This is a genomic window from Streptomyces sp. TG1A-8 (assembly GCF_030499535.1).
GTDB lineage: Bacteria > Actinomycetota > Actinomycetes > Streptomycetales > Streptomycetaceae > Streptomyces.
Window position 1 is genome coordinate 4,188,591 of record NZ_JASTLB010000001.1, and the last position, 17,857, is coordinate 4,206,447.

18 protein-coding genes are annotated in these 17,857 nt (G+C 71.5%); 13 read left to right on the forward strand and 5 right to left on the reverse strand.

Annotation, left to right across the window (positions count from 1 at the left end; all coding sequences use genetic code 11):
* Nucleotides 1-50: 50 nt before the first annotated feature.
* Nucleotides 51-3,452, reverse strand: a complete 3,402-nt coding sequence (locus QQY24_RS18375) for a S41 family peptidase (protein ID WP_301973778.1) — start codon at nucleotides 3,450-3,452, stop codon at nucleotides 51-53.
* Nucleotides 3,453-3,631: 179 nt separating this feature from the next.
* Here QQY24_RS18375 and QQY24_RS18380 point away from each other — a divergent pair, with 179 nt between their 5' ends.
* From QQY24_RS18380 to QQY24_RS18435, 12 genes are all read left to right on the forward strand, one after another.
* The gene (locus QQY24_RS18380; protein WP_301973779.1) at nucleotides 3,632-4,231 is read left to right on the forward strand and encodes a TetR/AcrR family transcriptional regulator; all 600 of its coding nucleotides are present in this window, start codon (nucleotides 3,632-3,634) and stop codon (nucleotides 4,229-4,231) included.
* Nucleotides 4,232-4,334: 103 nt separating this feature from the next.
* On the forward strand, nucleotides 4,335-6,539 hold the full coding sequence (locus tag QQY24_RS18385; protein WP_301973780.1) for an MMPL family transporter: 2,205 nt from the start codon (nucleotides 4,335-4,337) through the stop codon (nucleotides 6,537-6,539).
* A gap of 301 nt (nucleotides 6,540-6,840) precedes the next feature.
* A complete protein-coding gene (locus QQY24_RS18390) occupies nucleotides 6,841-7,245 on the forward strand; it encodes a hypothetical protein (protein WP_301973781.1) in 405 nt (134 codons plus the stop codon).
* A gap of 164 nt (nucleotides 7,246-7,409) precedes the next feature.
* The gene (locus QQY24_RS18395; protein WP_301973782.1) at nucleotides 7,410-8,639 is read left to right on the forward strand and encodes a helix-turn-helix transcriptional regulator; all 1,230 of its coding nucleotides are present in this window, start codon (nucleotides 7,410-7,412) and stop codon (nucleotides 8,637-8,639) included.
* Nucleotides 8,640-8,737: 98 nt separating this feature from the next.
* On the forward strand, nucleotides 8,738-9,136 hold the full coding sequence (locus QQY24_RS18400; protein WP_301973783.1) for a recombinase family protein: 399 nt from the start codon (nucleotides 8,738-8,740) through the stop codon (nucleotides 9,134-9,136).
* 26 nt (nucleotides 9,137-9,162) lie between these two features.
* The gene (locus tag QQY24_RS18405) at nucleotides 9,163-9,315 is read left to right on the forward strand and encodes a hypothetical protein (RefSeq protein ID WP_301973784.1); all 153 of its coding nucleotides are present in this window, start codon (nucleotides 9,163-9,165) and stop codon (nucleotides 9,313-9,315) included.
* Between the two features lie 85 nt (nucleotides 9,316-9,400).
* Nucleotides 9,401-10,036, forward strand: a complete 636-nt coding sequence (locus tag QQY24_RS18410) for a hypothetical protein (RefSeq protein ID WP_301973785.1) — start codon at nucleotides 9,401-9,403, stop codon at nucleotides 10,034-10,036.
* A gap of 102 nt (nucleotides 10,037-10,138) precedes the next feature.
* Complete coding sequence (locus QQY24_RS18415) at nucleotides 10,139-10,825, forward strand: hypothetical protein (protein ID WP_301973786.1); 687 nt, start codon at nucleotides 10,139-10,141, stop codon at nucleotides 10,823-10,825.
* Nucleotides 10,826-10,895: 70 nt separating this feature from the next.
* Entirely contained in the window at nucleotides 10,896-11,249 is a 354-nt protein-coding gene (locus QQY24_RS18420) for a hypothetical protein (protein WP_301973787.1), read from the forward strand.
* A gap of 11 nt (nucleotides 11,250-11,260) precedes the next feature.
* Entirely contained in the window at nucleotides 11,261-11,929 is a 669-nt protein-coding gene (locus QQY24_RS18425; protein ID WP_301973788.1) for a cupin domain-containing protein, read from the forward strand.
* A gap of 131 nt (nucleotides 11,930-12,060) precedes the next feature.
* The gene (locus QQY24_RS18430) at nucleotides 12,061-12,345 is read left to right on the forward strand and encodes a hypothetical protein (protein WP_301973789.1); all 285 of its coding nucleotides are present in this window, start codon (nucleotides 12,061-12,063) and stop codon (nucleotides 12,343-12,345) included.
* A 303-nt stretch (nucleotides 12,346-12,648) separates the two neighbouring features.
* On the forward strand, nucleotides 12,649-13,227 hold the full coding sequence (locus QQY24_RS18435; protein WP_301973790.1) for a hypothetical protein: 579 nt from the start codon (nucleotides 12,649-12,651) through the stop codon (nucleotides 13,225-13,227).
* On the opposite strand, the gene QQY24_RS18440 is transcribed toward QQY24_RS18435, so the two are convergent.
* Complete coding sequence (locus tag QQY24_RS18440) at nucleotides 13,224-13,631, reverse strand: hypothetical protein (protein WP_301973791.1); 408 nt, start codon at nucleotides 13,629-13,631, stop codon at nucleotides 13,224-13,226. The genes QQY24_RS18435 and QQY24_RS18440 overlap by 4 nt on opposite strands.
* Nucleotides 13,632-14,033: 402 nt before the next feature.
* A complete protein-coding gene (locus QQY24_RS34790; RefSeq protein WP_367658005.1) occupies nucleotides 14,034-14,165 on the reverse strand; it encodes a hypothetical protein in 132 nt (43 codons plus the stop codon).
* A 32-nt stretch (nucleotides 14,166-14,197) separates the two neighbouring features.
* Here QQY24_RS34790 and QQY24_RS34795 point away from each other — a divergent pair, with 32 nt between their 5' ends.
* Complete coding sequence (locus tag QQY24_RS34795) at nucleotides 14,198-14,578, forward strand: hypothetical protein (protein WP_367658006.1); 381 nt, start codon at nucleotides 14,198-14,200, stop codon at nucleotides 14,576-14,578.
* 980 nt (nucleotides 14,579-15,558) lie between these two features.
* Here the strand turns inward: QQY24_RS34795 and QQY24_RS18450 are convergent.
* Both QQY24_RS18450 and QQY24_RS18455 read right to left on the reverse strand, forming a co-directional pair.
* The gene (locus QQY24_RS18450) at nucleotides 15,559-15,984 is read right to left on the reverse strand and encodes a DUF2000 domain-containing protein (protein WP_301973792.1); all 426 of its coding nucleotides are present in this window, start codon (nucleotides 15,982-15,984) and stop codon (nucleotides 15,559-15,561) included.
* Nucleotides 15,981-17,663 (reverse strand): alpha-keto acid decarboxylase family protein, encoded by a 1,683-nt coding sequence (locus QQY24_RS18455; RefSeq protein WP_301973793.1) that lies wholly within the window; start codon nucleotides 17,661-17,663, stop codon nucleotides 15,981-15,983. Before QQY24_RS18455 ends, QQY24_RS18450 begins: the two co-directional genes overlap by 4 nt.
* Between the last annotated feature and the right edge of the window lie 194 nt (nucleotides 17,664-17,857).

The window sequence follows — 17,857 nt, forward strand, 5'->3', positions numbered from 1 at the left end:
GGCGTGGGGTGTCCTCCGCTCCGGAGGGCGCCCCGCGCCCGTGCGGACCCTCACGCGGTCGGCCTCGGCGGCAGTTCCGGCCGGGAGCGGTCCGGCACGTCGCCGCGGTCCGGGGGCACCGCCGCCGGGTCGGCCTCCAGCAGGTCCAGCGCGAGCCGCACCGCGTCGTCCAGTTGGGCGTGGCGGCCCTCGGCCCAGTCCAGGGGGGTGCGCAGGACCTCCAGGTCGGGGGCGACGCCGTGGTTCTCCACGGACCAGCCGTAGGCGTCGAACCAGGCGGCGTTCATCGGGACCGTGATGACGGTGCCGTCCCCGAGGCGGTGGCGGCCGGTCATGCCGACGACGCCGCCCCAGGTGCGCTGGCCGACCACCGGGCCGAGTCCGAGCAGTTTGAAGGCGGCGATGATCATGTCGCCGTCGGAGGAGGTCGCCTCGTCGGCGAGCGCCACCACCGGCCCGCGCGGGGCGTCCGAGGTGTACGACACCGGCTGCGCGCCCCGGGTGAGGTCCCAGCCGAGGATCGTGCGGGTCAGCTTCTCGACGACGAGTTCGCTGATGTGTCCGCCCGCGTTGCCGCGCACGTCCACGATCAGCGCGGGCCGGGACACCTCCATGCGCAGGTCCCGGTTGAACTGCGCCCAGCCCGAGCCGCCCATGTCCGGGATGTGCAGGTAGCCGCACTCACCGTCGCTCAGCTCCCGGACGACCCCACGGCGTTTGGCCACCCAGTCCTGGTAGCGCAGCGGCCGCTCGTCGACGAGCGGGACGACGGCGACCCGCCGGGCCCGCCGCGTCCCGCCCGGTTCCGGGACGAACGTCAGCTCCACCGTCGTGCCGCCCGAGCCGGCGAGCAGCGGGTAGGGCCCGGCCACCGGGTCGACGGGACGGCCGTCGACGTGGGTCAGCACGGCGCCCTCCCGGATCCCCGTGCCGGCCAGCGGCGAGCGTGCCCTGGAGTCGGAGGAGTCGCCGGGCAGGACCCGCCGGACCGTCCAGCCGCCGTCCCGCAGGACGAGGTTGGCGCCGAGCAGGCCCTGCCGGCGCTGGTAGTGGGCCGGGCCCTCGTCGCGGCGGGCGGCGGTGACGTAGGCGTGCGAGGTGCCCAGTTCGCCCAGGACCTCGCGCAGCAGGTCGGCGAACTCGTCGGGGGAGCAGACGCGGTCGACCAGCGGCCGGTACTGGCCGAGCACGGCGTCCCAGTCGATGCCGCACATGCCCGGGTCCCAGAAGTGGGCGCGGATGAGGCGGCCGGCCTCCTCGTAGGCCTGGCGCCACTCGGCGGCCGGGTCGACGTGGTGCAGGATGCGGCGCGAGTCGATCCACACGGTCGAGTCGCCGTCGCCGGGCTCGGTCGAGGGCACCGCCCGCAGGTCGCCCTCGTCGACCACCACCAGCCGGGTGCCGTCGCCGCTCACCGCGAACCAGTCGAGGTGGTCGACCAGTTCGGACTTCTTCGCCTTGGCGATGTTGAAGTACTCCAGCGTCGGCCGCCCGCTGGTGTCGGCCGGGTTGGCGAAGGTCTCGCCGAGCGCGCCGGAGATGGGCCAGCGCAGCCAGACCAGTCCGCCGCCCGCGACCGGGTACAGCGCCGAGTACTTGGAGGCGATGACCGGGAACGGGGTCACCCGGTTCTCCAGGCCCTCCACCTCCACGGTGACCGTGCCGCTCTCGCCGGCCCCCTCGTCCGCCAGGGGGTCCAGTCCGCCGGCGGCCGGGCGGCCCTCGGGGCTCAGCGCGAACGGGGAGGGGGTGGCCGAGGACAGCGGGACCAGGTACGGGCGGCAGCCCAGCGGGAAGGAGAGGTCGCCGGTGTGGACGTCGTAGACCGGGTCGAAGCCGCGCCAGGACAGGAAGGCGAGGTAGCGGCCGTCGCGGGTGAAGACGGGGTTCTCGTCCTCGAAGCGGCCGTCGGTCACGTCCACGGTGTGCCGGTCCTCGATGCGGGCCAGCTTGATCTGCCGCAGGGAGCGGCCGATGCCCGGGTGGGACCAGGCCAGCCAGCCGCCGTCCGGGGAGAAGGCGAGGTCGCGCACGGGCCCGTTGCCGGACCGCACCAGCTCGGTCACGCCCCCGGACGGACGGCCCCCGCCGCCCCCCGGGTCCCCGCCCCCCGCACCACCCTCCCCGCTCCCCGTGCCCCCCGCATCCTCCGTGCCCTCCCCGCTCCCCGTGCCCCCCGCATCCTCCGTGCCCTTCCCGCTGTCCCCGCCCCCCGTGCCCTCCGCATCCTCGCTCGCGTCGATCAGCAGCAGCCGTCCGTCGTGCGAGGCGACGGCCAGGCGTCCGCCCGGCGGGTCCGACACCATCTCCAGGACGCGTCCCAGCTCGCCGGAGGCCAGGCGGCGCGGGGCGCGGTCGCCGGTGGCGCGGGGCAGCTGGGCGATCTCGACGGCGTCCTCGCCCTCGGCGTCCGTCACGTACGCCACCCGCCCGGTCGAGCCGAGCATCTCCGGCAGCCGGACCCGCACGCCCGGCCGGTCCGTGATCGTGCGGGCCGGGCCGTCGCGGTGCGTGAGCCAGTACAGGCTGCCGCGGACCACGACGGCACTGGCCCGCCCGGTCTCGTCCACGGAGACGCCGTCCACGTGGTGCGCGGCCGGCACCTGGTAGCGGCGGCGCCCCGGACACGCCCCGCCGAGCCGGACGTCGAGCCGGCGGGGCGCGGCGCCCGCGGCGAGGTCGTCCACGAGCCACAGCTCGCCCGCGCACTGGTAGACCACCCGGGTGCCGTCGCTGGCGGCGTTGCGGGCGTAGAAGGCGTCGTGGTCGGTGTGGCGGCGCAGGTCGGTGCCGTCGTGGGCGCAGGAGTACAGGTTGCCGACGCCCTCGTGGTCGGAGAGGAAGGCGATCCGGCCGCCGGCGAACACGGGCGAGTCGAGGTGGCCGCCGATGTCCGGCAGCAGCCGCTGCCCGTGCAGCCACAGCCGTCCCGTGGCACCGCCCCGGTACCGCTTCCAGGCGGCCGGTTCGTGCGGCGGGGTGCCGGTGAGCAGCAGCGTCCTGCGCTCGCCGGCGAGGTCGGCGACCTGCAGGTCCGAAACGGGTCCCCAGGGCAGTCTGCGGCCCGGGTCGCCGTCGGTGGTCACCTTGTGGGCCCAGGTGAAGTAGGAGAAGGGCTCGCCGTGCGAGGCGACGGCGAGGATGTCGCTGCGGCCGTCCGCGTCGGGCGGCGTCCAGCCGCGGACCCGGGTGTCGGCGCTGCCCCAGTACGTCAGCTGCCGGGCGGGCCCGCCGTCGACGGCGACGAGGTGGATCTCGGGCGCCAGGCTGCGCCAGGTCGTGTAGGCGATGTGGCGGCCGTCGGGCGAGAAGCGGGGGTGTCCGGCCTTGGTGCGGTCCACGGTGAGGCGCCAGGCACGGCCCGGGGCGTCCAGGGGGGCCAGCCACAGGTCGTCCTCGGACACGAAGCAGACCAGGTCGCCGCTGAGGTGGGGAAGGCGCAGATAGCTCACCTCCCCATGCTTTTCCGGGTGCGGAAGCCGGGCAACTTATATGGAACCGACACTCGTGACCCACGGCACGTACGAAACCGTTTCGTTTCGCAGAGTGGTGCGGTACATTCAGTGGTGTACGAAACCGTGTCGTCCGAAGCGGGACGCCGGGCCGTCCGGGAGCGGAGAGGGTGAGGCAGATGACCGAGGCCGCCACCGCGCGCCGCAGCCGGATCACGCCCGAGCGCGAGGCCGAGCTCTACGGGGCCGTCCTCGACCTGCTCCGGGAGGTCGGGTACGACGCCCTCACCATGGACGCCGTGGCCGCCCGCACCCGGTCCAGCAAGGCCACCCTCTACCGCCAGTGGGGCGGCAAGGCCGAACTGGTCGCCAGGGCGATCCGCCAGACCAAGCCGGTCCGGATCTCCGACGTCGACACCGGATCGCTGCGCGGTGACTTCCACGCCTTCGTCGCCCGCGAGGACGACTGCGGCATGGAGCAGAACAACGCGCTGATGCGGGGCCTGGCCATGGCGACGCACACGAACCCGGACCTGCTCAAGGCGTTCCGCGAGCAGGTCGTCGAACCCGAGATGGCGGAGTTCCGGCGGGTGCTCCAGCGGGCCGTCGACCGGGGCGAGGTCGCCCCGGACAACCCGGCCCTGCAGTTCGTGGTGCACATGGTGATCGGCGCGCTCGCCATGCGGGCGATCATCGAGGACAGGCCACCCACCCAGGCGTTCCTGCGTTCGTACATCGACGCCGTGGTCCTCCCCGCCCTCGGCGTCCCCACCGCCTGACCACCTTCCCCAGCAAGCCCACCACCTGACGTCACCGCTCACGTCGTCGGGCTGACAGCCCCTGCCCAGACACACCAAACGACCTGATCGGGAGTACGCCCCCGTGGCCACGTTGCTCTACAAACTCGGCCGTCTCGCCTTCCGGCGGCGCCACTTCGCCGCCCTGCTGTGGGTCGCCCTGCTGACCCTCGCCGGGGTGGGCGCCGCCTCCGCGCCGGCCGCCGGCAACACGTCCTTCTCCGTTCCCGGGACGGAGGCCCAGAAGGCCTTCGACCTGCTGGAACAGCGCTTCCCCGGCGTGAGCGCCGACGGCGCGACCGCCCGGGTCGTCTTCAAGGCGCCGAACGGCGGGAAGATGACCGGCAGGCGGAACAAGGCGGCCGTCGAACACACCGTCGAGGAGCTGCGCAGCGGCTCCGAGGTCGCCTCCGTCGCCGACCCCTACACCGGGCACGCCGTCAGCAAGGACGGCACGATCGCCTACGCCTCGGTGCACTACGGGGTCTCCGGCATGGAGCTGGAGGACTCCTCCCGCGACGCGCTGAAGCGGGCCGCGCAGGACGCGCGGGACGCCGGGCTCACCGTCGAGATCGGCGGCGACGCGCTCAACGCGACCCCCGAGACCGGCTCCAGCGAGGTCATCGGCATCGCCGTCGCGGCCGTCGTCCTCGTCATCACCTTCGGCTCACTGCTCGCCGCCGGACTCCCGCTGCTGACCGCGCTCATCGGCGTCGGCATCGGCGTCTCCGCCGTCACCGCGCTCGCCGCCCCCCTCGACCTGGGCTCCACCACCTCCACCCTGGCATCGATGATCGGCCTGGCCGTCGGCATCGACTACGCCCTGTTCATCGTCTCCCGCTACCGCGCCGAACTGGCCGAGGGGCGCGAGCGCGAGGAGGCCGCCGGACGCGCCGTCGGCACCGCCGGCTCCGCGGTCGTCTTCGCGGGCCTCACCGTCGTCATCGCCCTGGTCGGCCTGTCCGTGGTCAACATCCCGACGCTCACCAAGATGGGCGTCGCCGCCGCCGGCACCGTCGCCATCGCGGTCCTCATCGCCCTCACCCTGATCCCGGCACTGCTCGGCTACGCCGGCCGCAGGGTCAGGCCGGCCGGCGAGAAGAGCAGGCTGCTCGGCGGCGGACGCACGCCCGAGCGACCGGCCCGGCCCAACATGGGCACCCGCTGGGCGGGCTTCGTCGTCCGCCGCCCGGTCGCCGTCCTGCTGCTCGGCGTGGTCGGCCTCAGTGCGGCGGCGGTCCCGGCCGCCTCCCTCGAACTGGGCCTGCCCGACGACGGCTCCCAGCCGGTCTCCACCACCCAGCGCCGCGCCTACGACCTGCTGTCCGAGGGCTTCGGACCGGGCTTCAACGGCCCCCTGACGGTCGTCGTCGACGCGAAGCGCAGCCCGCACCCCAAGACGGCCTTCACCGAGGTCGGTGACGAGATCAAGGGACTGAAGGACGTCGTCACGGTCACCCCGGCGGCGCCCAACAAGGCGGGCGACACCGCGATGATCACCGTCGTCCCGCGCTCCAAGCCGTCCTCGGCCACCACCGAGGACCTGGTGCACGCCATCCGCGACAAGGGCGCCGACATCAGCCGGGACACCGACGCCCGGATCCTGGTCACCGGCTCGACGGCGATGAACATCGACGTCTCGCAGAAGCTGAACGACGCCCTGCTGCCCTACCTCGCCCTGGTCGTCGGCCTGGCCTTCCTCCTGCTCATCGTGGTGTTCCGCTCGGTCCTCGTCCCGCTGAAGGCGGCCCTCGGCTTCCTGCTCAGCGTGCTGGCCGCCCTCGGCGCGGTGGTCGCGGTCTTCCAGTGGGGCTGGCTGTCCGGCCTCATGAACGTCGAGCAGACCGGACCGGTCATGTCGATGATGCCGATCTTCATGGTCGGCGTGGTCTTCGGCCTCGCCATGGACTACGAGGTGTTCCTCGTGACCCGCATGCGCGAGGCCCACGTCCAGGGCGAGAAGCCGAGCCAGGCGGTGGTGACCGGCTTCCGCCACAGCGCCCGCGTCGTCACGGCCGCCGCCGTCATCATGATCGCCGTCTTCTCCGGCTTCATCGGCTCCAGCGAGTCGATGGTCAAGATGATCGGCTTCGGCCTCGCCGTCGCCGTCTTCTTCGACGCGTTCGTCGTCCGCATGGCCATCGTCCCCGCGGTCCTCGCCCTGCTCGGCAAGCGGGCCTGGTGGCTGCCCGGCTGGCTCGACCGCGCCCTGCCCGACGTCGACGTCGAGGGCGAGGGGCTGCGCGCGGCGGCGGACCCCGAGGGGCAGAAGGAACTGGTGGGCGTCTGACGCACCGCGCCCGGCGGCAGAGCGGCCGCTCCCGGACCCGACGCCTCCGACTTCGCCCGATGCCCCCGTCCGGGAGCGGCAAAACGGTCCACATCACGAACCACAACCGGTGGGGAGGCCGCTCCTCCACGCGCGCATGACCCTCCTGCACGACAGAAGCCCCGGCCCGCTTGGGTTCTAACGGTCCTCGCAACACCCGCGATGTGTGGGGGTTGCGAGGACCGCGGTCGTTGGACGCGATGATTTTTCGGGGCTGCGGGAGCGTTTCGTCGCGCGGCTGGATGCCGTGGGGAGCGTGACCGTGGCGGCCGCGAGCGGCTGCAGCAGCCCAAGCGACGAGGACACCGCGGCGAAGCCGGCCGGGAAGGCGAAGGCACTGAGCGTGGCGGAGGCGGCCACCACGTTCCAGCACGCGGTCACGAAGTTCGACGAAGACGGCGGCTGCATCGAGCAGGAGCCGGGGATGTGTGGGGAGCAGATGCAGGCGCTCATGGAGCCGGCGCGCGACCTGCGGAAGGCGGCGAACACCGACAAGAGCGCTGGGGCGGAGTTCTGGTCACCGGCGTACGCGCTGATCGACACCATGGAGGACGGCATCACGGTCGGTGAGGACCAGGGCGCCACGGCCGTGGGGACGAACCGGCCGGACGTCCTCGGCTCCGCTCACAAGCTGTCGGACTGGCTCGACGAACATCCCACCACCTGATGAGGTGGCTCCGGTCCCTTCCCGCGGAGCCTGCGCCGGGGCCACGCAAGTATGAGTGCTGACGTCCGAAAGCCCCCAACATCAAGTAGACGTAGGGGGCTTCGCGGTCTCTCCCCCTCCGAGCAGGGGTACCGTTCCTAGTGAGCGCTAGGAATGGAGCCGGTATGCCCCACTACAGCGACACTGGGGGGAGCGTAGAGAGCAACGGGCAGCGCCTTGCCCGACTCCGTGCGCGCCGTCGGTGGACCCAGCAACGCCTGGCCACGGAGGCCGGGTACTCACTCGCCGCCGTCAAGGCGATAGAGCAGGGCCGGCGCAGCCTGGACCGGCCGCAGGTCGTCCTCGCCTTCGCCAAGGCCCTGGACTGCCACCCCAACGAGATCACCGGAGGCCCGTACGTGCCGGTCGCCTCCGACACCGACGGGCAGGACGCGGTCGCGTCCGTCGCCGCGGTCCGCCGGGCCCTGCTGCGGCACGGCCGGCCGACACGGCCTGCGGAATACGAGGTCGCGGCCGTCGACCTGGTCGAGCTACGCCGGCGGGTTGCCGAGGCGAACGGCTTCCGGCAGGCCGCCGCGCTGGCGCGGTCCGGCGCGGTACTGCCGGCGCTGCTCTGCGACCTCCAGGTGGCGTGCGAGGTGAGCGAAGGCGACGCACGCCGGGAGGCGTTCGGGCTGCTCACGTCCGGCTACGAGTGCGCGATGCAGTACCTCTACAAGCTCGGGCACACGTCGGACGCGACCCTCGCGACCGAACGTGTGGTGTGGTCGGCGCGGGAGACCGAGGACCCGCTGCGGATGCTGGCCGCGCAGTGGTACGACGCCGGCGAGTTCCTCGCGATCGGCGAGCACGACGAGGCCGGCGACATCATCGATGATGCCCTCACTGGCCTCGGCGCCGTCCGGGAGTCCCGCCCGGAGGCCGTCTCGCTGCGCGGCGCGTTCCACCTCAAGGCGGCACTCAACTCGGCCCGCTCAGCCGATCCGCAGGCAGCGGAACGGCACTGGGCGAAGGCGAAGGAGGCCGCGGACGAACTCGGCGAGGACCGCAACGACTTCCAGCTCCAGTTCGGGCCAACGAACGCCGCGATCTGGGGTGTCTCCCTACCCGTCGAACTGGGCAAGGGACGCGTCGCCGTCGACCGGGCCGACCGGGTGCGCCTGCCGGCGCGGTTCTCCCCGGAACGGCGCTCCCACCACTACATCGACGTGGGCCGGGCGTACTTCTACAACGGGCAGAGGGAGGCGGCGCTGGGGGCGTTCCTCAAGGCCGAACGCATTGCCCCGCAGGCGACCCGGACGCACGCCGGTGTGCGGGAGACGGTGGGAACGATGATCCGCACGCAGAAGGCAAGCAGCCTGGTCGAGCTGGGTATCCGGCTCGGCGTCGTGTGAGCGTGCAGAAGGGATACATTCTGTAGCCCTCGTGTCACCCCCTGGTCGCTAACGTCGGTTGTGTAGTCACCGACATGATCTCGACCGGGGGGTTTCCCATGACCGCGCCGCCGGTGCTGGCGTTCGTGTACGACCGTTGCGCGACGACGAACCGGGCAATGCTCGAGTTACGTCTCGCCGCCTGCACCGAGCACCTCGTCGAACACGGGTGGGACTCCGCCGGCCAGTTCGTCGACCGCGGCGACGACGCCCTGACGAACGACACCCGGCCGCAGTTCGACGAGATGCTGCGCACGATCACCCAGGCGGCCGGCCGCGAGCGGGTATGCCTGATGTTCGACTGGGGGCGGCTGTCCCACGACGTCGGCCACCGACAGGATTTCACCCACGCCGCCCTGGGGGCCGGCGCCTGGCTGGCGACGGTCAACGGCGAGTCGGTCCGTATGGGCGCGGTCCCCGACGGCCGGCTCACCGGTGCCCCGCAGGTGATCGCATGAGGATGCGACCCCAGGACCCGCTTAGCGTGGCCGCTGGCGCACTGTTCGCTGCCGCCCACTTCGCCGGCTTCACCCTCCTGGGCGTCATCATCGACGACGACCTCGCCAAGCACCGCACGGCCGCCGCGCCTGACACGCCGCTGACCGAGCCGGATCCGCCGTCGGCGGACGCCGCATAGACCGGCGCCGGCCGCGCGTACCCCCTCGTCACATGCGCGGCCGGCGCCTCCCTCCCCTTCCGCCTCACCACCGCGAAGAGAGACCATGCCCGCGCCCAAACCGCTCAGGTACAAGGGTCGTCCCGTCCCGTACATCTCTGTGTGGAGCAGCGAGCGCATCGAACTGCCTAAGCTCACGGTCGTATCCGGCGCGCTGGCCCTGAGGGGAGAGCGGCGGGCGGCGGGCGTGCTGTGGAAGCCGTGGCGGGCACGGCTCGGTGTGGGCGAGCCCGCGCTCGGTGACGTCCACGGGCCGCGGCAGCGGGAGTGCATGCTGCGCAAGTTGTGCCAGGTGTGCGGGTGCCAGGTCGTCCGGGATGAGCTTGGCTGGCCGTGGTTGCTGGAGGATGACCGCGGCCAGGACGGATGGCCTGAGCGGGAGGTGACGACGCACCCGCCGACGTGCGAGACCTGCCAGCCCGTGGCACAGGTCCAGTGCGACCCGAACCGTGGCCGTTTCGCCTCTGTGCGCGTCGGCCGAGTGGTCACCGACGGTGTGTACGGCCAGATGTACCGGCCGGGCGCACGGCCGATGCCGGTCGGGAGGGAACGGGTCGTGTTCGCTGGCGACCCCGGGCTGCGGTGGATGCTCGGCGGTCAGATCGCGGCCACGCTCCTGGATGTGACGGTCGTCGACATGCGCACACAGGCCCCGGTGTCCCAAGAGACGGTACGGGGATGACTGTCCCGCCGCGGCCATGCCGACCAGCGCCGAGCTGGTGCAGCGCCTGGACGGGACCGCCAACCCGGCCAGGTAGCCGACCGCCGACTCACACATGATCCGATGAGAAAGAAGACCCGACCCGTGCGCTCGCTTATCGACAGCCGCATAGTCCCCTACACCGTGCTGAGGGAGCCGGAACGGACTCCTTCCTGTGAGCTGATCATCCTGCACCACAGGTCGGGACCGAGGCTCTACTACCTCGACGAGCACCCCCTGGACCGGCCCGCCGCGGGCGTGCTCTGGGAGCGAGTGGAGTTCAATCCGGTGGATGCGAGCGGCATGCCCACGGGTAATCCCGATGGAGCACACGTGCACGCCTACCGGCAAGTGATGACAATGCAGGCCCTGCGCTGCCAGGTGTGTACAGAACCCGCCCGTACCCCCCTGGGATACGTCTACCTGGCAGGACCGAACAGCCACAGTCCTACCGGCTCGGCGGTTCTGGTGGATCAGCCGCCTGTGTGCGCGCTGCACGTCCGCGTCGCCGCCGAGTTCTGGCCCCACCTCGCCGATAGCCCGAAGGCCTTCCTCGCGCAGAGCGCCCCCATCTACGGCGTTCACGGCACGGTCTACGGCCTCAGCGAGGACACACAGAAGGTGTGTGTCGTAGCGAAGCCGGACCACGCCCTGCCGCTCAGCCACAGGAGCATACCGACCACGCTCGCCGCGCGGCTGGTCCGCCGTCTGATCTCCTTCCGGCTCCTCAGCCTGGACGAGCTGGAGCACGCGCTGAAGACGGCCGCGTAGACCCTGCCCGGCGACGTCAGCGCCGTTGGACAGACCCGTGAAGAAGAACAGCCCACAGGAGAGAACCGAAATGCCCCTCGCCTCCCCCACGCTCGTCGAGCAGCAGGCCGACTTACTCAGCGACCTCAATGAGGTGTTGCAGCGGCATGCCGTCGGAGGAGCTTTCCGGCTCATGTACGCCCCGCAGGAGTTGGACCTGGCCCTGGACCAGGTGCTCGTGCAGAAAGTGGACAGCGACCGGGGTGTGGTGGAACTGCATCCTCGGAAGCTGCACGAGATCGGCCCCAGTGACCTGCTGCACGAGACCCAGGTCATCGACCCCGCAGACGTCACCTTCGGCGCCCACGCGCGAAGCCTGCACGGCGCCGAGTGCTATGCCAGCACTCGGCCTGACGGCACCACCGGCCACCTGCTCCTTCCGTGAAGGGGCCCGCGATGATGCAGGCACAGGAGTCGCCGCACGCGGTAGCCAGTGCGTTCCTCGCGCATCTTGGGCCCGTCGTCTTGCCCGGGGTGAGGCTGGCGTCCGAGCGCCTGGCGTATGCGGAAGGGGTGTTCGATGCGGCCTGGATCGGGGGCGTTCCCCTGCCGATGGCGGACGAAAAGCCGGCGGGCCAGACGGTCGCGCTGGTCGACGGCCTCGACTTCCAGCGCACGACCAGCGTTGACGACGTCGAGCGCGCCTATCAGGACCGCCCGAGGACCCAGGTGTACGAGAGCCTGGACGTCCGCAGTGACACCTGGATCAGCCTGGTGTCACTGCACCTCACCGGAATGCTGCGGCGCCGCGTGATCTGCACGGCATACGCGTCACGCGCCGGGGATCGCACTCTTGATGCGCACGACGACCAGTGGCTCGGGGTGATCGTGCAGATGCAGGGTGCGAAACGGTGGCTCATCCGGCCGGCCCGCGACAGCAGACCCACGGAGGTGTTCACCCGGGTGGGAGACGTGCTGATCCTCCCTCAGGGGATGACTCACGAAGTGCAGACTCCGGATGTCCCCGGGCACTCGGTGCACCTCCTCTTCGCAGTGACGGACCAGCCCGTTCCACCGCCCCCGCAAGCGCCACCGCCCGGCACCGCATGGACCCCTGCCCGGTGATCGCACGACTCCGACTCTGCGGTCACCGGGCAGGCCGAGCCTCCTGTACCTGGCTCGCAACCCGACTTGAAACCACCTCCTGGGCCGCGCGCCCCGCAAGCACGCGCAAGACCCTGCTACTGGAGCATCCGTTGACCAATCACCAACTTCTCGTCACCGTCCTCGTCTTGCTCATTTGGGGCGCCTGCGGCATGGCCGCCATGCAGGTCCTGAGCAAGGGCGAGGGCTTCGCCGGCCTGAAGGCCCGCATGTGCGACGAGCACCCGGTCATCCGCGCCGTCCAGCAGGGCTCCCCCGGGGCCTTCGCCGTCATCTTCCTGATGAACTACGGGCTCGGCGTACTCACCTGGCCCGCGATCCTGATCAGCGAGTACAGGGACCACAGGAAGAAGAAGACGGAGACCGACGCCCGCTGATCCCGCGGCGTTCTTCCCCCCGGACTCCTGCCCGATGGCCCGGGTGACGTCCGGCCGCGGCCATCGGGCAGGTCAGACCCCCGGCGCGGGGGTTGTACCGAATCTTGCTCCCCCACGGCGACGTCATCACCCCGCGCCGGGCCCCCGACGCCCCGAAAGGCGGTACGCCGATGACTGCCCCAGAGCGCCAGCCAACGCCGCCTAAGGGTGGCCCATGGACCCCTGCCTGGGGCCGGAATGACACCGGTCCGGCCCCAGGCAGGCACCAAGGCACCATCCCCCATCGAGGAGAGGAAGCCGTACATGTCTCAGATCGAATTGCCCGCTGCGGACGTCGTCGCCGACGCCGCGAAGCAGATCCTGGACAACATCAAGGGCGACCCGGAGTTCCCGGCGTTCCGGGCCGCATCGCTGGAGTACAGCGAGGACTGGCAGTGCTTCACCGGGTTCCCCGTCGTCGAGCGGTGGCACCTGGAGACCGACGCAGCACCGCTGTTCGAGGAGGGCCTGCGCGCCCTGGCGCTGAAGGCCGCGGTGTACGAGGCGACCGGCGACGACCAGGACGCGGAGATCGCCATCGCGGTACCAGTCGACGAGATGACACACGCGATGCTGGCACAGGCGCAGCTCGTGATGCGGATCGCGGCGCGCACCGGGGCGGTCATCATCCACCAGACCGACCAGGAGCACACCGACTACCGGGCCGACGGGTACACCAATGCCTGCTACCGCGCGGCGTGGGGTGAGCCGCCGGCCCGGTACTGGCTGGACCACGAGGAGGTGAAGCGGCGCCGCGGCATGCTCGCTGACCTGTACGCAAGCATCGGTATGGATCGCTCCGGTCGGGAGCACAGCATCGACTTCGCCGCGGCCGCGGTCTAGCCGAGCGCGGCGCGCAGTACCGTCGTGATGTCCGTGGCAGGGTCCGAGGCGAGCAGGATGTCCGTCGCCTGCCGGATCACGTCGTCCACGGCCTCCGGCGGTGCCGCGTCCAGCGCCGCGCGTACCCACGCGGGGACCTCGCCAGCCTCTACGGGTGGTGGGGTCTCCCACGGCAGCGAGAGGCTGTCGGTGGCGTACGGTGCGGCCGGGAGGCCGACCCGGTCGGGGTGCACGCACACGGGTACGCCGGCCGCGGTGAATCGGTGGCCGGTCTCCGGGTCGAACGGGCAGTCCCGGGAGGGACGTGCGGCGACGTCGAACCGGCCGCCGGGGAGCTGCAGGGACGGGCACACGCCGCACACCGGCCGGCCATCCCGCGCGAACGGCTCGTCCTGCTCTGCCATCCCTGCACCGCCTCCCGCTTCGTGGTGCGCAGCACGGTAGCCGAGGCAAGCCCTGCCGCGTGCCGTATGGCGAAGTCCGGTCAGTCATCCGCGCGGCTGCCGGGCAGTTCCGACCCCTGGCGCGGCGAAGTCACCGCCCCCGCGCCGGGCCCTCACGAGACAGAGAGCGACCAACCCGATGATGTGACTCCCGAAAGCCCAGGCTCTGGCGCACCAGGTGGTGCGGCCGGAGTCCCGCTGGCACACGGCCGTGGCCAGCGCGCCCCGGCACCCGTTCGTCCCCAGTTGGTGGGAGCAGCGTGACGGGGGCGGCTGGGTGGCGCGCACGGGCCCCGACGACGAGGGCGCCTGGCTGGAAGCGGCCTACAGCGACCGCACGCTGGTCACCCGTATAGGCGACCGTCACGCCGACAGCGCGCGCGCCGGCGACGTCCTGGACGGCGGAGCCCCCACGTCGTCCTCGACGCTGCCCAGCCTCGTCGTACGCATGTACCGGCACGCGATGATCGCCGACGACAGTCGGCTGCTGGTCACCACAGGCACCGGGTACGGCACCGCGCCCGCCCGTGCCCGGCTCGGTGATTTACAGGTCACGAGCATCGACCGTCAGCCGCTACCCGCTGCTGTACCCGGAGGACGCGTGGGACGTCATGTCGGTGCCGGAGCTGAAGCTCCCCGGCATCGACTACCGGCGCACGCAGGACGGCGACGACCGCACGGTGTGGCTGCTGCACCCCGACGGCCCATGGGCCCGCGCCACGGCGAGGGGATTCCTCGAGTCGCCGGTCGTGCACGAGGGCGGCCCCCGACGGCTGTGGACGGAGCTGGAGCGTATCCGCCACCGTCTCAACCGGGAGGGAGCCCTGCCCGTGTACGGGGCCCGGGTCAGCATCGATCCGGACGGCGCCACCCCCTTGTCCCGCGGGTCCTGGGCGGTCACCCTGTAGCCGACCGGCCCGGTCCGCCTGTGGGTGCGCGAGCCGCGCAGGGCCTTGCCGTCGACAGCGATCGCCCGCAGTCTGGGGTCGGCCGGGGTGACACGGGCGGCGAGGAAGGCGCCGATCGCCCGGTCCGGAGCGTCGGCGTCGAGCTGGACGAGCAGACGGCGCAGGGTGTGGGGGTGCGGGACGGACACGGTGCCGGAGAGCGGGTCGGTGGGGAAGCCGAGAACCCGGCAGGCCCGCGCGGGGGCGTCGCCGATCCATTCGTGATGCGGTGAGTGAGCGGGCACCGGCCAGGACACTCGCCGCGACCGCGGCGACCAGGGCGGACAACCGGTAGCGGCGGCCACGGACGCCTCGCGGGTCGGGCACCAGGTCCAGGAAGCCGGACAGTGCGACCGCGTCCGCCAGCGGGACCGGCGCGGCAGTCCGGTCCAGTTGGGCCAGCGCGGTGGGCACGGCAGAAGATGCGGGAGCAGGCACGGACTCGCCAGGTGTTCACGGGAATTCGACACTCACATGATCACTGAGACCGTGCCTGTACTGCGGCCGCCCCCTGCCCGAACCGGGATGTCCCTTCCAAGGACGGGTCAGCACGACACTCCGGACGAAACATGATCATGCAACAGCCCCTGCCTCCGGCGAGGCCCGTGAGGTCGTCGCGTTTGATCCACAGGTCCTCGGCGCGCAACCCGAGGGTCGTGGCGAGCCAGGGAGCCGGGGAGCCGGTTCCAAGGGGGTGGGCCGGGTGGCCAGTCGCAGAGGCGAAAAGGGCGGGTCGGCCCGGTCTGTGTCGCCCTGTGCCCGCTCGGTGCTACGCAAGTCCATGAACGTCTCCTGTCCCTGAAGCGGTCTGGCAGGCACGCTGTTTCCTCACCGTGCGTCCGCGCAGTGACTTCGGCGGTTCGGCCGCGTCGCTCCGCGAGCGTGCGGGTTCGTCGGCTGTGGCGTTCTGCCCGGTCGGCGGCGGTCCGGCTCGGGCCTGCTCAGCGCAGCAGGGGGAGGCTGCCGGTGAGACTGTTGACCGCCTTACGGGTGCCGTAGAGCGCGATGGCGGCCGGCTCGAGCTTTTCCGTGGGGGTGGAGGCGACCAGTTCGGTGAGTTCGGCGTAGCTGTTGGTCGTCTGCGCCACCGCCGGGAACTCGCAGAGGCCGACGCCCCGTTCGACGGCGCGGTCGCAGATGCGGGATAGCTGCGCGCGGTCGGCGCGGAGCACCGGCAGGCCTGTCGTGTACGTTCCGGTATGCGCTTGGCCGTCGGCGTCTTCGAGGGGAGTGCCCAGTAGGTGTGGCATCGAAGCGCCGACGATCAGGCCGGTGACGCTCACCGCATTGGCAAGACGTCCGAGGGGCAGATCCTGGTCGACGACGATGACGAGCCGCTCGATGACGGGTTCACAGGTCTCGTTCACGCTTCTCCTCCGTTGCGGGCCTGCACGTTCCCGGCGAGCCGGTGCAGCAGCTCCGGCACGTCGTCCATGTCGGTGCGGACCTCGATGAAGACCATGCGGTCGGTGGTGTGTGCGGCCGTGTGCAGGGCCGTGTCCAGTTGGGCGGGGGTGATCGCACTCAGCACCAGGGCGTCGGCGGCGCCGAGTGCGGCCGGCACCGCCTGCCAGTTCCACTCAGCGATGTCGTTGTAGGCGGCACGTGGGCCGTGGATCGCCCGCTCGACGGTGTAGCCGTCGTTGTTCACGAGGACGATGACCGGGTTCAGATGCTGCCGGGCGAGGGTGCCGAGTTCCTGGATGGTCATCTGGGCGGAGCCGTCACCGATCAGCAGCAGTCCGCGCCGTGTGCGATCCGCGAGCTGGGCGCCGAGCAGCGCGGGCAGTGTGTAACCGATCGAACCCCACAGTGGCTGTGCGATGAATCGTGCTCCGCTTGCCAAGGTTTCGGTGCACATGCCGAAGAACGAGGTTCCTTGCTCGGCGATCACGGTGGTGTCCGGGGTGGTCCAAGAGGCCACCGCCGTCCAGAGGTGGTCCTGGGTCAGCGGTCCGGCCGGGTCGACCGGGTCCGGTGGGGCCGCTGCGGGCAGGGGTGCTCGCTTCGGGCCGGCGAAGCGGCGTTCGACGAGTTCGGCGAGGACGCCGAGCCCAGCCGCCAGAGGTACCCCGTCGAAGGGCTTACCGTCCACGCTCGCGGAGTGCGGAGCCAGATCGATGCCCGCCTCCGCTTCGAAACGGTGGGTGAAGCCGCCGGTCGTGGTGTCCGCCAGGACGACGCCGGCCCGGATCAGCAGGTCGGCGCCCTCGATGGCCGCGCGTGCTGCGGGAGCGGCGAGCTCTCCGGAGTACACGCCCGTGAAGCCCGGAGTGTCCGCAGGCAGCACCGTTTTCCCTGAGGACAGGACGGCCCAGGGCAGTGACCCCGCGTCGAGGAGGCCGGCGAGGGCACTTCGTGCCTGGAACCGGTCGACCAGGAAGTCCGCCAGTACGGCGGCGCTGCGGGCCGAGCTGATCCGCTCCTCGGCGGCGGTTCGGAAGGCGGCGAGGTTCTTCTCGTTCACCTCGGGTGGCCGGCGCAGCGTGCCGGTGGGGGCCTGGACCTGGGCGAGCGCCACGTCCGAGGGCAGGCGCAAGTAGACGGGGCGGCTCTCGTGCAGCGCGGTGGAGAGCACCCGGTCGATCTCGCGGGCGGCGTTGTCCGGCCGCAGTACGGCCGACGCGCAGACCACGGAGGCGTGGGCACGGGCGAAGCGGTCGTAGTCACCGTCTGCGGCCGTGTGGTGGACGATGGCTCCGGCTCGCTCGGCTGCCTGCGAGGGGCCGACTGTGATATGTACGAGAGGCACGCGCTCGGCGTAGCTGCCGGCGACGCCGTTGACGGCGCTCAGCTCACCGACACCGAACGTGGTCAGCAAGGCTCCGAAGGAGCGGGTGCGGGCGTAGCCATCGGCCGCGTAGGCGGCACCCAGTTCGTTGGCGGTGCCTACCCACGAGATGTGGGGGGAGGCGAGAACGGTGTCCAAAAATGCCAGGTTGTAGTCACCTGGCACGCCGAACAAGTGGTGTACGCCGAGGGACACGAGACGGTGCAGCAGGTACTCCCCGACCGTGATTGTCGGCGGTGGCTCAGTCATGCTCATGTGCCTCAGCTTCGTCGGGCGAAGGGGTCTTCGGCAGAGAGAAATCCGAGAGCGAGTCGTTGGGAGAACTGTGAAATCCACAGATCGCGGCTAACGTGTGGGGCACGGCCGCTGGCCGGAAGAAGGGGCGCGGCAGAATGGCAGGCAAGCACCACTCGGCAGGTTCCAGGCGAGCGGGTCGGGAGGCGATCGTC

Excerpts from the sequence above, each read along its gene's own strand:
- QQY24_RS18380 (WP_301973779.1), top strand. The coding sequence starts at position 3,632 with ATGACCGAGGCCGCCACCGCGCGCCGCAGCCGGATCACGCCCGAGCGC.
- QQY24_RS18395 (WP_301973782.1), top strand. The coding sequence starts at position 7,410 with ATGCCCCACTACAGCGACACTGGGGGGAGCGTAGAGAGCAACGGGCAG.
- QQY24_RS18400 (WP_301973783.1), top strand. The coding sequence starts at position 8,738 with ATGACCGCGCCGCCGGTGCTGGCGTTCGTGTACGACCGTTGCGCGACG.
- QQY24_RS18410 (WP_301973785.1), top strand. The coding sequence starts at position 9,401 with ATGCCCGCGCCCAAACCGCTCAGGTACAAGGGTCGTCCCGTCCCGTAC.
- QQY24_RS18415 (WP_301973786.1), top strand. The coding sequence starts at position 10,139 with ATGAGAAAGAAGACCCGACCCGTGCGCTCGCTTATCGACAGCCGCATA.
- QQY24_RS18420 (WP_301973787.1), top strand. The coding sequence starts at position 10,896 with ATGCCCCTCGCCTCCCCCACGCTCGTCGAGCAGCAGGCCGACTTACTC.
- QQY24_RS18425 (WP_301973788.1), top strand. The coding sequence starts at position 11,261 with ATGATGCAGGCACAGGAGTCGCCGCACGCGGTAGCCAGTGCGTTCCTC.
- QQY24_RS18435 (WP_301973790.1), top strand. The coding sequence starts at position 12,649 with ATGTCTCAGATCGAATTGCCCGCTGCGGACGTCGTCGCCGACGCCGCG.
- QQY24_RS18440 (WP_301973791.1), bottom strand. The coding sequence starts at position 13,631 with ATGGCAGAGCAGGACGAGCCGTTCGCGCGGGATGGCCGGCCGGTGTGC.
- QQY24_RS18455 (WP_301973793.1), bottom strand. The coding sequence starts at position 17,663 with ATGAGCATGACTGAGCCACCGCCGACAATCACGGTCGGGGAGTACCTG.